Raw genomic sequence first — 12,509 nt, 5'->3', positions numbered from 1 at the left:
CCGCTTGCGCTCGCGGCGCTGGCACGGTTCTCGCACACGGGCTTCGCGACAACAACCAACGCCGCGCGGTGCATCGCACGGGACGGCGGAATACAAGTGCGGAGACAACGGAATGATCAGGAAACCAAAGGCAGCCGCGCGCGACGGCACGACGCGGGGCGGCCGGCATGCGCGATGCATCGGTACGACCGTCGGCGCGCTGGCGCTGTTCGGCCTGCCGCCCGGCGGCGTGCGCGCGCAGCAGCCGGCCGACGGCGGCACGATTGCGCCGCCCGAGCCGGCCATCGTGCTGCCCGCGGTCGTCGTCGTCGGCACGACGCCGCTGCTTGGGATCGGCACGCCGTTGTCGGAGGTGCCGGCGAACGTGCAGACGGTGCGTGCGGCGGAGCTCGACGTGCAGCACCGCGCGACGCTCACCGATTTCTTCGCGGCGAACCTGCAGAGCGTGACGATCTCGGATGCGCAGGGCAACCCGTACCAGACGGACGTCAACTATCGCGGCTTCACCGCGTCGCCGCTGCTCGGCACGCCGCAGGGGTTGTCGGTGTTCGTCGACGGCGTGCGCGTGAACGAGCCGTTCGGGGACGTCGTGAACTGGGACATCCTGCCCACGCAGGCGATCGACCGCGTGCAGCTGATTCCGGGCTCCAACCCGGTGTACGGGCTCAACACGCTCGGCGGTGCGCTCGCGGTCACGACGAAGAACGGCAGGTCGAGCCCGGGCGGCGAAGCGGAGATATCGGGCGGTGCGTGGGGCCGCAAGACCGCGAGCATCGAACAGGGCGGCACGATCGGCCCGAACCTCGACTACTACGCGACCGCGAACGTCGCGAACGACGGCGGCTGGGCCGACCATAACGCGAGCCGCGTGAGGCAGGCGTTCGGCAAGCTGCGCTATACCGATGCGGACACGACGCTGTCGGTCGCCGCCGGCGGCGCGGACAACACGCTGTCCGGCACCCAGACGATCCCGCGCTCGTTCCTCGACAACCCGAAGCAGGCGTATACGTATCCGGACCGGAACCGCAACAGCGCCGGCTACCTGACGCTGTCGGGCGAGCGCTTTTTCGGCGAGAACGTCGAGTTGAGCGGCAATGCGTACTACCGGCACCTGCGCAACGCCAACACGAGCAGCAACAACAATACGGATTACGGATCGGTGGACGACGACGGCACGGTCGACACGGTGCAGGGCAGCAACGCGCAATCGACGATCGTCACCGACAGCTACGGCGGCAGCGTGCAGCTCACGCTGCTCGGCAAGCTCGGCGGGATGGCGAACCGGCTGGTCGCGGGCGTCTCGGCCGATGTCGCGAACTCGAGCTACGTTGCATCATCGCAGGACGCATCGTTCACCGATGCGCGCGCGGCGATCGGCATCGGCGATTTCGTCCGGCAGACCAGCGCGAAGACGCGCAACGCGAATGTCGGCGTGTACCTGAGCGACGCGCTGTCGCTGACGCCGCACTGGACGCTGACGCTGTCGGGCCGCTACGATTGGTCGAAAGCGCGGATCGGCGACGAGAGCGGCGTGCAGCCGCTGCTCGACGGCACCCATGTGTTCTCGCGCTTCAATCCCGCGGTCGGGCTCAACTGGAACCCGGTCGCGGGCTTCACCGCGTATGCGACCTACAACGAAGGCATGCGTTCGCCGACCGCGATCGAACTCGCGTGCGCGGACCCGGCCGCGCCGTGTTCGCTGCCGAACGACTTCATCGCCGACCCGGCGCTCAAGCCCGTGATCTCGAAGACGTTCGAAGCCGGCGTGCGCGGCCGCATCGGCGCCGCGACGACCTGGAGCGCCGCGGCCTACCGCACGACGCTGACCGACGACATCCAGTTCATCAGCAGCCCGGCCAGCGCGCAGGGCTACTTCCGCAACGTCGGCGAGACGCGGCGGCAGGGGATCGAGCTTGCGGGCCGCACGCGGTTCGGCCCGCTCGGTGTCGGGCTGTCGTACAGCTACGTCGATGCGACCTACCGATCGTCGTGGATCGAACACAGCCCGGCGAATTCAGCGGCCGACGCGAACGGCAACGTGACGGTCAAGCCGGGCGACCGCATCCCCGGCATTCCCGCGCATACGGTGAAGCTGCGGCTCGACTATGCGGCGACGCCCGCATGGGACATCGGCGCGAACGTCGTGTGGCGCAGCGGCGTGTATGCGCGTGGCGACGAGAACAACGGCGACGTGAACGGCAGGATCGCGGGCTACGTGCTGGTCGATCTGGACATGCGTTACCGGATCACGAAGCGGTTCGAGGTGTTCGCGAGCGTGACGAACCTGTTCGACACGCGCTACGCGAGCTTCGGCGCGCTCGGCCAGAATTTCTTCAACGGGCCGAACCATACGTTCGACGGCGCCAATCCAGTGAACGAGCAGTTCGTCGGGCCGGGCGCGCCGCGCGGTGCGTGGGTCGGCGTGCGCTATGCGTGGGATTGAGCGTGATGCGGTCGCGTGTGCGGTCCCGTCCCGACACGACCGGGCGCGGGGCCGTCACGTGAACGGCACCGTCGCGAACATCGCATTCACCGCGCGGGCGACGCTGCGCGCCAATGCCGGGTCGCTTGCCAGATGCCCGGCCTTCACGCGTTCGATTTTCGCGTCGGGCACGGCGCGCGCGAGGCGCTCGACGTTGCCGACCGGACAAACGGGATCGTGCATCCCGTGCGCGGCGAACAGTGGCACGTGGGCCTGTGCCGCCCGTCGCGCGAGCGCGAGCACGCGGCGCTCGCCGAGCCAGCAATCGTGTTGCAGGTAGTGCGCCTGGATCCGGTATTTGTCGATCAGCCGGCCGACGGTCTTCTCGGACCGGATCGCGCGCATGGGCGCGCGGCGTGTGCGTGCCGACGCGAGGATCGCGTTTTCATACGCGTGCCACGCGAGCGCGATTGCGCGCTGCCGGGCCGTGCTCGCGCCGGGGCGCAGCCCGACAGCGCAACGCGTCAGCAGCCGATCCGGCCGACCGCCGCCTGCTGCCGCATGCAGGCGCCGCCATTCGTGTGGTGCACGAGTGCGGGACGTCACGAAGAGGCCGCGGACTTCGCGCGGCGACGTCAGGAACAGGCCGCGCAATACGACGCCCGTTACCCGCTCCGGATGCGTGCCCGCATACGCGAGCGCGAGCGCGGCGCCCCACGATCCGCCGACGACGCCCCAGCGTGCGATGCCGAGCTGCTCGCGCACCGCCTCGAGATCCGCGATCAGCCGCGCGGTGTCGTTGTGACGCGTGCCGCCGCGCGGTGTCGACGCGCCCGCGCCGCGCTGGTCGACGAGCACGACGCGCACGCGGGCGAGATCGAACAACCGCAGGATGCCGGCCTGGCTGCCGCTGCCGGGCCCGCCGTGCAGCACGACGACCGGATGGCCCTGCGCGGCGCCGGCCACGGCGAACGCGATCGATTGCGCGTCGCGATGCAGGCGCCGGCGAACGGGCGCGGGCGGCGACGCCGGTGGGCCGGGCAAGCCCCGCATGGCGAGCGGCGGCGTGGATCGAATCGGGCGATGCGTCATGTCGACAGGGTTCGGGCGGAATCGGAAGGCAACCGTCATGCGGCTGGGCAGGCCGGACAGGTTCTGCGATAAAGCCAGAAACGCGCCAGCCGCGAGGATCCGGATTCGCACGGGTAGTCACGCGTCGCGAATTCGCGGTATCACGAAGGCCTGCCCGTCGCGCGACGCGGCACGGCACGCCCGGCCGCGCCCGGACGATTCATTACATCATCCTTTCAACTTTATTGCGCCTCGCCGGCGTGGCCCGATGCTTGCTTGCAATGACGGCAAAGAGTCCGGCAGTTGACCGGAAGGATCCCCCGGAGGAGACAATGCGCGATGACGTAGAGCAGGCGGCCGGGTCACGGGCCGCGCATCCCGCTGGCTGGCCCGCGCCGTCGATCCAGAAGGCCCACGAGCGCTCGGAGACGTTCGGCCTGCAGGTATCGGCACGACCCGACTACGACGTGCTGTCGAACGCGGCGCTGGTGCTCAAGCGCGAGCAGAGCCGGGTGCTGTGCGTGCACGCGATGCCGGTGATGGAGACGCTGCACGAGCAGATCGTCAACACGCAGAGCATGATCGTGCTGACCGATGCGGAAGGGCTGATCCTGCATTCGATCGGTGACGACGATTTCCTGCGCCGCGCGGAGAAGGTCGCGCTGCGTCCGGGCGCGAACTGGGCGGAGAACCGGCAGGGCACCAACGCGATCGGCACGGCGCTGGCCGAGCTGTGCCCGATGGTCGTCCACGGCGACCAGCACTTCCTGGCCGCGAACCGCTTCCTGACCTGTTCGAGCGTGCCGATCCTCGATCCGTACGGCGACGCGATCGGCGTGCTCGACGTGACGGGCGACCACCGCAGCTATCACCAGCACACGATGGCGCTCGCGAAGATGTCGGTGCAGATGATCGAGAATCACCTGTTTACGACGACCTTTCAGGAAACGCTGCAGGTGTCGTTCCATGGCCGCCCCGAGTTCCTCGGCACGCTGATGGAGGGGATCGTCGCGTTCACCGCCGACGGGCGCTTCCTGTCGGCCAATCGCAGCGCGCAGTTCCAGCTCGGCATGCCGCTCGCCGCGCTGCGCGCGCACACGCTGTCGTCGCTGTTCGACGTCACCAGCGCGCAGCTGATCGACCGCATGCGCGCGAGCACCGACCGGCATCTGATGCTCAACCTCGGCAACGGCGCGGTGGTCTGCGCGCGCGTGCACTTCCGCCGCGCGACGCTCGCCGAAGGCAGCCGGCCGACGGACGTTCACGACGCGGGCGCGCCGGCCGCGCGCGCGAACGCGGTGCCCGCGCCGGCGGCGGGCGCGTCGGCGGGCCTGTCGCGGCTCAACTATCTCGACACCGGCGATGCGCAGGTCGCGTGCGTGATCGCGAAGGTGCGCAAGGTGATCGGCAAGGACATCCCGATCCTGATCACCGGCGAGACCGGCACCGGCAAGGAACTGCTCGCGCAGGCGATCCACAACGACTCGCCGCGCCGCGACGCGCCGTTCGTCGCGGTCAACTGCGCGTCGATCCCGGAGACGCTGATCGAGTCCGAGCTGTTCGGCTACGAGGAGGGCGCGTTCACCGGCGCGCGTCGCAAGGGGGCGATCGGCAAGCTGTTGCAGGCGAACGGCGGCACGCTGTTTCTCGACGAGATCGGCGACATGCCGTATCCGCTGCAGGTGCGGCTGCTGCGCGTGCTGCAGGAGCGCCTCGTGAACCCGCTCGGGTCGACGAAGACGATCGCGGTGGACATCGCGATCATCTGCGCGACGCACCGCGACTTGCGCGAGATGATCGCGCAGAACCGTTTCCGCGAGGATCTCTACTACCGGCTGAACGGCCTCGTGGTGCGCCTGCCGCCGTTGCGCGACCGCACGGATCTCGCGGTCGTCGTGCAGAAGATGCTGCAACGCGAGGCGTTCGCGGGGCCGGGCCGCCCGCCCTTGTCCGTCGCGCCGGACGTGATGGAGCTGTTCGTGCGCTGCACGTGGCCCGGCAATTTCCGCCAGCTCGGCAACCTGCTGCGCACGGCGGCGGCCATGGTCGACGACGATGGCGAGATCCGGCGCGAGCATCTGCCCGACGACTTCTTCGACGACCTGCGGCGCGCAGACGTGCAGGACGTGCACGCGGGCCAGGCCGCGCCCGATCTGCCGGCCGCGGCGAGCGCCGGGCCCGCCGTCATGGACGCGGTGCTGCCCGCCGACGCGCGCCTGCAGGACGTCGCCGCGTCCGCGATCGCCGCCGCGCTGGCGCGTCACGGCGGCAACGTGTCCGCGGCGGCGCGCGCGCTCGGCGTCTCGCGCAACACGATCTACCGGAAGATGCCGGCCGCCGACGCCGGGCGTCAACCGTCCGACGAAAGCTGACGCGCTCGTCGCGCTGCGCGCGACCTGTCACAGCCGGTGTGTCAACTTGCAACACCGGTGTTCAACGATTCAACACCTGTGACCACTCGCGGACATCGTTCCGCCGGGGCGGCGGAGCGCATTCGCACGAATCGCGTCGGCTATTTGTAAGGATTGCGCCGCGATGCCCGGACGAGAGCCATCTACCGCTGCCGGGCCGCCGAAATGCGGCTTCGGCACGCTCCTTGCTGAATAGAAGCCGACCGCTCGATTGCCGCGGTCGTTCGATTCACCCAGCAACGCATCCATCATCAACTCGACAGGAGACACACCATGCAGTGGACGACACCGTCTTACACCGACCTGCGCTTCGGCTTCGAAATCACGATGTACATCGCCAACCGCTGATCGCCGTGCGTGCCGCCCGTTTCGCCGTGATCGGCGCGGGCGGCCTCGGGAGCTGACGCCCATGAAGATCAAGATACTCGGCTCGGGAGCCGGCGGCGGGCTGCCGCAATGGAACTGCAATTGCGCGAACTGCCGCCGCGCGCGCAGCGGAAGCGGCCACGTGCTGCCGCGCACGCAGTCGTCGATCGCGGTCAGCGACGACGGCGTCGACTGGGTCCTCGTCAACGCGTCGCCCGACATCCTTTCCCAGTTGCGCGCGGATCCGGATCTGCAACCGGCGCGCGCGATTCGCGACAGCGGCATCGCCGCCGTCGTGCTGTGCGACGCGCAGATCGATCACGTGACGGGCCTGCTGATGCTGCGCGAGCGCTCGACGCCGCTGCCGCTCTACGCGAGCGCGCCGGTGCTCGACGACCTGTCGACCGGCTTGCCGCTCGTGCCGCTGCTCGGCCATTACTGCGGCGTCGCCGCCCACACGATCGTGCCGGGCGAGCCGTTCGCGGTGCCGGCGGCGAGCGGAATCCGTTTTACCGCGCTCGCCGTCGACAGCAAGCCGCCGCCTTATTCGCCGCGACGCGCGTCGGCCGCGCCCGGCGACAACATCGCGCTGTCGATCGAAGACGTCGCGAGCGGGCGGCGCGCGTTCTATGCGCCGGGGCTCGCGTCGGTCACCGACGACGTGCGCGCGGCCATGGACGGCGCCGATCTCGTGCTGGTGGACGGCACGTTCTGGACCGGCACCGAGATGATCGATCTCGGCCTGTCGGGCAAGCACGCGGCCGACATGGGGCATCTCGCGCAGTGCGCGGAACCCGGACGGCCCGGCATGATCGACTGGCTCGACACGCTGCCCGCGCGAACGCGCAAGGTGCTCACGCACATCAACAACACGAACCCGATTCTCGATCCGCATTCCGTCGAGCACGCGCAACTGCGCGCGCACGGCATCGACGTCGCGCACGACGGCATGCAATTCCAGGTCTGACGATGAACGCACCGATCCCCGCTACGGCGTTGCACGCGACGCCCTGGACCGCGACCGAATTCGAGGCGCGCCTGCGCGCGCTCGAGTCGCGCTATCACATCCATCATCCGTTCAACCGGCGGCTCAACAGCGGCGCCTGTTCGCCCACGCAGATCCGCGGCTGGGTCGCGAATCGCTTCTATTACCAGATCTGCATCCCGCTCAAGGATGCGGCGATCCTGTCGAACTGCCCCGATCGCGAGACGCGGCGCCGCTGGATCCAGCGGCTGATCGACCACGACGGGCAGGGCGACAACGAAGGCGGCATCGAGGCGTGGGTGCGGCTCGGCGAGGCATGCGGCCTGACGCGCGACGAGCTGTGGTCGCTCGAGCACGTGCTGCCCGGCGTGCGCTTCGCGGTCGATGCGTACGTGAACTTCGCGCGGCGCGCGCCGTGGCAGGAAGCCGTGTGCTCGTCGCTGACCGAGATGTTCGCGCCGCAGATCCATCTCGACCGGCTCGCGGGCTGGCCGTCGCATTACCCGTGGATCGAGCCGGCCGGGCTCCATTACTTCCGCAGCCGCGTGCCGCTCGCGCAGCGCGACGTCGAACACGGGCTCGCGGTCACGCTGCAGCATTTCACGACACCGGACGCGCAGCAGCGCGCGCTCGGCATTCTGCAATTCAAGCTCGACATCCTGTGGTCGATGCTCGACGCCGTTGAAAAGGCCTACCCCGTATGAACGCGATCGAAGCCGCCAGCGGCGTGCCGCTGCGCCCCTGCCTCAGGGGGCATGTACCGCCTGCAATGGGAGGCGGCCCAGGATGCGTACGTGCTCCTCTATCCGGAGGGCATGGTCAAGCTCAACCCGAGCGCCGGCGAGATTCTCGCGCGCTGCGACGGCACGCGCGAACTGGACGACATCATCGGCGAGCTCGAACGCCTGTTCATGCAATCGGATCTCGCGACCGACGTCTACCGTTTCCTCGATCATGCGCGACTGCGCGGCTGGCTGGACTGACATGACGCCCGACACGCCCCGTCCGTCCGCGCCGCTGTGGCTGCTCGCGGAACTCACGTATCGCTGCCCGCTGCACTGCGCGTTCTGCTACAACCCGGTCGACTTCGCGACGCACGGCGCGGAACTCGACACCGACGCGTGGCGCTCGGTCATCACCGATGCGCGCGCGCTCGGCGCCGCGCAGATCGGCTTCTCGGGCGGCGAGCCGCTGCAGCGCGGCGACCTCGAGACGCTCGTCGCGCATGCGCGCGGGCTCGGCTTCTATACGAACCTGATCACGTCGGGCATCGGGCTGAACGTCGCGCGCATCGAGCGGCTCAAGGCAGCCGGGCTCGACCACATCCAGTTGTCGCTGCAGGATTCGACGCGCGAGCTCAACGATTTCCTGACCAGCACGCGCACGTTCGAACTGAAGCGCGACGTGGCGCGACTGATCAAGGCGCACGGCTACCCGATGGTGCTCAACTGCGTGCTGCATCGCTACAACCTGCCGCACGTGGGGCAGATCATCGAGATGGCGCTCGATCTCGGCGCCGATTACCTGGAGCTGGCTAACACGCAGTACTACGGCTGGGCGATGCTCAATCGCGACCAGTTGATGCCGACCGTCGAGCAGGTGCGCGAGGCCGAGGAAACGGTCAACCGCTATCGCAAGCTGATCGGCGAGCGCTGCAAGATCCTGTTCGTCGTGCCCGACTATTTCGAGCGCCGCCCGAAGGCGTGCATGAACGGCTGGGGCTCGGTGTTCCTCGGCGTCGCACCGGACGGCACCGCGCTGCCGTGCCATGCCGCGCGCTCGCTGCCGGGGCTCGCGCTGCCGAACGTGCGCGACCGGTCGCTGCGGGAAATCTGGTACGACAGCGATGCGTTCAACGCGTTTCGCGGCGACGACTGGATGCGCGAGCCGTGTCGCACGTGCGACGAACGGCATGCGGATCACGGCGGTTGCCGCTGCCAGGCCTACCTGCTGGCCGGCGATCCGAAGGAGGCCGATCCGGTGTGCGCGAAGTCCGCCCATCACGGGCAGGTCGAACAGGCCGTGCAGTTCGCGCGACGGCGCGCGCCGAACGATGAACAGCCGCTGGTTTTCCGCAGCAAGGAGAATTCGCTCGCGCAATGCGGCGCGGCGTGCGACGCTTGACGGGTGCGCCGCCAGGACGACGGCACGGGTGAGCACGGCACCGCACGCGTCGAACTGGAGACCGATGCGGCCGGCCAGGCGGTCGCCGCGCGTGTCGTGACCGGCGGCGGCTATCCGCGCCTCGATGCCGCGGCGCGCGACGCGGTGCTGGCGAGCCGCTGCGCTGCGCATGGGGAAAACGGCGCGCCGTCGCCGACGCGGGCGCGCGTGCCGATCACGTTCAATCTCGATGAATGACCGGGTACGTCGCCGCGACTACCCGTCATCCGCCTTCGCCTGCAAACCCTTCAGCCCCTGAATCACGACCAGCAGCGCGCGCCCGTGCTCGTCCGAGCCGTCCCACGCGTCGACGATCGCGTCGCGCAGCAGGTCGTTGTACCGGCGGCGCGACGGCTCCGTATCGACACCATAGAAACTGCATAGCTTGTTGAATGGCGCGCTGCGGCGCAGCCGGCGCCCGTTCGACAGCCGAAGGCGCGACACGGTGGGCTGGCTGACCCCGGAAAGTCGCGCGATTTCGCTGGACGAGCGTGTATCTGCCATCAAGCGGCGCAACAGATCTTGAACGGGAAAATCCTGGTCCGGGGCTTCCATGCGATGCATTATACCTATACAGTTACGGCTGTTGAATGGGCTTGCTGTCAGCAGCGAGGCTGTATCCCGAGAAAGTTGATGACACTGAAACACCTCCCTCCCACGTTCTGCTGGACCAAGATCGGCGCCGAGTCCGGCGAGGAACTGCCGACCGTCGTGCTCCGCAAGGAATGGGAGCGCCGGCTCGGCGGCGGGCGTTTTCTGTGGGGCATCAACCAGCCGCTCGGCAGCAGCGCGCAAGTCGCCGCGCATCGCACGGGCTCGCTGCTCGCGCTGTTCTCGCCGGTCGCGTCGCGTCCGCGCGCGGGCGAGCGCAAGGACGCGCTGTTGTGGAACGCGTGGGTCGACGCAAGCGGGCAGGTGCGGCCGTTGCCGCCGCATACGTTCATCGCCAGCCGCTCGACGCTGCCGTCGGGCCGGCGTCGCGAGCAGCACTACGCGCTCGTGTGCGCATCGTCCACCGCGCTGACGGTCGGCACGCAGTTGCGCGTGTTTCCCGACCATCTTCGCAGCGTGAGCACGGGCAGGCCGCTGGGCGCCGCCCAGGGCGCGGCCGTGGTCGACTGCATCGGGCGTGCGAAGGAGCAGACGGGAAAGAGCTATCCGCTCGCGCTGTCGGTCGAGCTCGAGGCGCCGTATTTCGTGCGGCTCGCGCAGCCGTGCGTGCTGAAGGCGCGCGATCTCGCGGAAGTGAACAAGGCCACGCGCGCCGGCGATTTCGATCGCTTCGTCGAGCTGGTCGCGCGCTTGCGCGGCCGTTCGCCGACGGACGCCGTGCGCGGTGTCACGCGCGATCTGTTCGACGTGCCGCCGCTCGAAACGGCGGCCGCATACGTGGCGCCCACGCACGCCGCGCGCATGCGCAACCGGCCGGCGGCCGAGCATCCGCGCGATCTCACCGGCGATCTGTTCGACCTGTCGCCGGGCGAGGCAGCCGCGTTCGCGGGGCTCGCGCATCCGCGCATCGGGCGCGCGTGACGCCGGGCGCGAAGCCGTTCGCGCAAGAATTTGTTGCAATCTCGCCGTAGCGGATCGGCGGGTGCGGAGCGACAATCGGCACGAAGCGCGCGGCGCGGCGGCCGATGCGTCGGCACGCGACGGGTCGTGGTTCACGCCGCCGACATGCGCACCACGCACACTGAGCGTCGGCGTGCTTCACACTGCAATCCCGAGGGAGGAGTGTCGATGTCGACCCACATCTGTTCGCCGGAAGCACAGGCCGCACAACGCTTCGTCGAAGCGACGCGCAACGTCGATCAGGCGTTTCGCGCGGTACGCGGCGAAGGCGACGACGACGGCTCGTCGGCCGAATACGCACGCGCGATGTCGCGTCTCGATCGCGCGCTCGACGAGCTGGCGCGTGCGCAGGAATTTTTCGATCGCGTCGTCGGCGCGGACGCCACGCACGGCAACTGACGGCTTTGTCGTTTCTCTTTTTCGCGCGTCGGGCGACGCGCGTTCATCTTTGGCCGAGCGCGCTGCCCGGCCGCTCTTTCATCCCGTTTCGATTGTCGACGCGAGGCCTTGCAGCCTTCGACCGGATCGCCGCTGCAAAAAGGGCCGACCGTGCATCAGCCCGCGCGCGTCATCCCCGGCGCAGGCGGCGCGGCACGGTACGCGTAGCCGCGATGCTGGAACGACGTCGCGAAGAACCGCATCTGGTAGCGGATCGCATTCGCCCAGTAATCCCACGTATGGCCGCCCGGCCGCTCCGCATAGTCGTGCGGCACGCCGAGCGCGACGAGCCGTTCGTGCAGCGTGCGGTTCGAGTCGACGAATGCGTCGTCGCGGCCGCAATCGATCGTCAGGTCGAGATGCGCGCGCACGAACGCCCGCGCGTTTTCGACGATCACGTTGCGGTTCCAGAACGACGGATGGCGATCGGGATCGCCGAATACGTGGGTGATCCCCGGCTCGTCCGTGCAGCAGCGCGGATCGACCGCGCCGCTGATGCTGCCGACCGCGCCGAACGTGTCGGGCCGGTCGAGCGCGATGCGCAGCGCGCCGAAGCCGCCCATGCTGAGCCCGGTGATCGCGCGCGCATGCTGGGCCGCGATCGTACGGAAATGCAGGTCGACATAGGACACGACTTCATCGCCGACGAAGGTTTCGTAGCGGCTGCCCGAATCGAACGGGCTGTCGATGTACCAGCTTTCATGTCCGCCGTCGGGCATCACGAGGATCACGCGATAGCGGTCGGCCAGCGCGGCGATGTGCGTGTTCGAGGTCCAGTCGGTATGGTCGCCGCCCGAGCCGTGCAGCAGATAGACGACGGGGTAGCGCTCGCCGTGGTTGTCGCGCGCGTAATCGTCGGGCAGCACGATGGTGGCCTTCAGCGTTTCGCTCATCGCGGCGCTCGGAATCGCGACGACCCGCGCATGAAATGCGAACGCAGGGCTCGTGACGGCGAGCAGCAGTAGCAGCCAGAAAGTACGTGCCAGGTTCATCGATCCTTGCATGTGTCGTTCCAGTCCGGGGCAGGGAAAACCCTGTTCCGACGACTTTAGCAATCGCGCCTTTCAACCATATTTCGGCG

At 68.8% G+C, this 12,509-nt stretch carries 12 protein-coding genes and 1 pseudogene; 10 read left to right on the top strand and 3 right to left on the bottom strand.

All coding sequences use genetic code 11. From position 1 onward, the window contains the following. The first annotated feature begins 112 nt into the window (after positions 1 to 112). On the top strand, positions 113 to 2,443 hold the full coding sequence (locus tag CFB89_RS26545) for a TonB-dependent receptor (RefSeq protein WP_089470437.1): 2,331 nt from the start codon (positions 113 to 115) through the stop codon (positions 2,441 to 2,443). Between the two features lie 54 nt (positions 2,444 to 2,497). Here CFB89_RS26545 and CFB89_RS26540 read toward each other — a convergent pair whose 3' ends face one another. Beyond that, positions 2,498 to 3,514 (bottom strand): alpha/beta fold hydrolase, encoded by a 1,017-nt coding sequence (locus CFB89_RS26540; protein ID WP_089470436.1) that lies wholly within the window; start codon positions 3,512 to 3,514, stop codon positions 2,498 to 2,500. Positions 3,515 to 3,825: 311 nt separating this feature from the next. Between CFB89_RS26540 and CFB89_RS26535 the strand changes: the two genes are divergently transcribed. The 7 genes and pseudogenes from CFB89_RS26535 to CFB89_RS26500 all read left to right on the top strand — a co-directional run bounded on the left by CFB89_RS26535 (position 3,826) and on the right by CFB89_RS26500 (position 9,616). Then, on the top strand, positions 3,826 to 5,865 hold the full coding sequence (locus CFB89_RS26535) for a sigma-54-dependent Fis family transcriptional regulator (RefSeq protein WP_089470435.1): 2,040 nt from the start codon (positions 3,826 to 3,828) through the stop codon (positions 5,863 to 5,865). Between the two features lie 312 nt (positions 5,866 to 6,177). Continuing rightward, a complete protein-coding gene (pqqA, locus tag CFB89_RS26525) occupies positions 6,178 to 6,252 on the top strand; it encodes a pyrroloquinoline quinone precursor peptide PqqA (RefSeq protein ID WP_006485436.1) in 75 nt (24 codons plus the stop codon). A gap of 61 nt (positions 6,253 to 6,313) precedes the next feature. Next, on the top strand, positions 6,314 to 7,237 hold the full coding sequence (pqqB, locus tag CFB89_RS26520) for a pyrroloquinoline quinone biosynthesis protein PqqB (protein WP_089470434.1): 924 nt from the start codon (positions 6,314 to 6,316) through the stop codon (positions 7,235 to 7,237). Between the two features lie 2 nt (positions 7,238 to 7,239). Next, positions 7,240 to 7,959 (top strand): pyrroloquinoline-quinone synthase PqqC, encoded by a 720-nt coding sequence (pqqC, locus tag CFB89_RS26515; RefSeq protein WP_089470433.1) that lies wholly within the window; start codon positions 7,240 to 7,242, stop codon positions 7,957 to 7,959. Next, positions 7,956 to 8,238 (top strand): annotated as a pseudogene (pqqD, locus tag CFB89_RS26510) (pyrroloquinoline quinone biosynthesis peptide chaperone PqqD). Before pqqC ends, pqqD begins: the two are co-directional and overlap by 4 nt. Position 8,239: 1 nt before the next feature. Further along, complete coding sequence (gene pqqE / locus CFB89_RS26505; RefSeq protein WP_089470432.1) at positions 8,240 to 9,379, top strand: pyrroloquinoline quinone biosynthesis protein PqqE; 1,140 nt, start codon at positions 8,240 to 8,242, stop codon at positions 9,377 to 9,379. Between the two features lie 3 nt (positions 9,380 to 9,382). Then, positions 9,383 to 9,616, top strand: a complete 234-nt coding sequence (locus CFB89_RS26500) for a TonB family protein (protein WP_089470431.1) — start codon at positions 9,383 to 9,385, stop codon at positions 9,614 to 9,616. Between the two features lie 18 nt (positions 9,617 to 9,634). Here CFB89_RS26500 and CFB89_RS26495 read toward each other — a convergent pair whose 3' ends face one another. Then, positions 9,635 to 9,973 carry a helix-turn-helix transcriptional regulator gene (locus tag CFB89_RS26495; RefSeq protein ID WP_050012264.1) on the bottom strand — a complete coding sequence of 113 codons (339 nt, stop codon included), beginning with the start codon at positions 9,971 to 9,973 and terminating at the stop codon, positions 9,635 to 9,637. Between the two features lie 78 nt (positions 9,974 to 10,051). Here CFB89_RS26495 and CFB89_RS26490 point away from each other — a divergent pair, with 78 nt between their 5' ends. Both CFB89_RS26490 and CFB89_RS26485 read left to right on the top strand, forming a co-directional pair. Beyond that, the gene (locus tag CFB89_RS26490) at positions 10,052 to 10,951 is read left to right on the top strand and encodes a hypothetical protein (protein WP_089470430.1); all 900 of its coding nucleotides are present in this window, start codon (positions 10,052 to 10,054) and stop codon (positions 10,949 to 10,951) included. Between the two features lie 207 nt (positions 10,952 to 11,158). Continuing rightward, the gene (locus CFB89_RS26485; RefSeq protein WP_089470429.1) at positions 11,159 to 11,389 is read left to right on the top strand and encodes a hypothetical protein; all 231 of its coding nucleotides are present in this window, start codon (positions 11,159 to 11,161) and stop codon (positions 11,387 to 11,389) included. 155 nt (positions 11,390 to 11,544) lie between these two features. On the opposite strand, the gene CFB89_RS26480 is transcribed toward CFB89_RS26485, so the two are convergent. Next, on the bottom strand, positions 11,545 to 12,420 hold the full coding sequence (locus CFB89_RS26480) for an alpha/beta hydrolase family protein (RefSeq protein WP_179233542.1): 876 nt from the start codon (positions 12,418 to 12,420) through the stop codon (positions 11,545 to 11,547). Positions 12,421 to 12,509: the final 89 nt, after the last annotated feature.

It is taken from the genome of Burkholderia sp. AU16741 (assembly GCF_002223345.1).
GTDB lineage: Bacteria > Pseudomonadota > Gammaproteobacteria > Burkholderiales > Burkholderiaceae > Burkholderia > Burkholderia sola.
The sequence above is the reverse complement of the archived record's forward strand: the minus strand, read 5'-3'. Positions and strand labels throughout refer to the sequence as shown.

Coding starts and splice junctions, on each gene's coding strand:
- CFB89_RS26545 (WP_089470437.1), top strand. CDS start 113: ATGATCAGGAAACCAAAGGCAGCCGCGCGCGACGGCACGACGCGGGGC.
- CFB89_RS26540 (WP_089470436.1), bottom strand. CDS start 3,514: ATGACGCATCGCCCGATTCGATCCACGCCGCCGCTCGCCATGCGGGGC.
- CFB89_RS26535 (WP_089470435.1), top strand. CDS start 3,826: ATGCGCGATGACGTAGAGCAGGCGGCCGGGTCACGGGCCGCGCATCCC.
- pqqB (WP_089470434.1), top strand. CDS start 6,314: ATGAAGATCAAGATACTCGGCTCGGGAGCCGGCGGCGGGCTGCCGCAA.
- pqqC (WP_089470433.1), top strand. CDS start 7,240: ATGAACGCACCGATCCCCGCTACGGCGTTGCACGCGACGCCCTGGACC.
- pqqE (WP_089470432.1), top strand. CDS start 8,240: ATGACGCCCGACACGCCCCGTCCGTCCGCGCCGCTGTGGCTGCTCGCG.
- CFB89_RS26495 (WP_050012264.1), bottom strand. CDS start 9,973: ATGGAAGCCCCGGACCAGGATTTTCCCGTTCAAGATCTGTTGCGCCGC.
- CFB89_RS26490 (WP_089470430.1), top strand. CDS start 10,052: ATGACACTGAAACACCTCCCTCCCACGTTCTGCTGGACCAAGATCGGC.
- CFB89_RS26485 (WP_089470429.1), top strand. CDS start 11,159: ATGTCGACCCACATCTGTTCGCCGGAAGCACAGGCCGCACAACGCTTC.
- CFB89_RS26480 (WP_179233542.1), bottom strand. CDS start 12,420: ATGAACCTGGCACGTACTTTCTGGCTGCTACTGCTGCTCGCCGTCACG.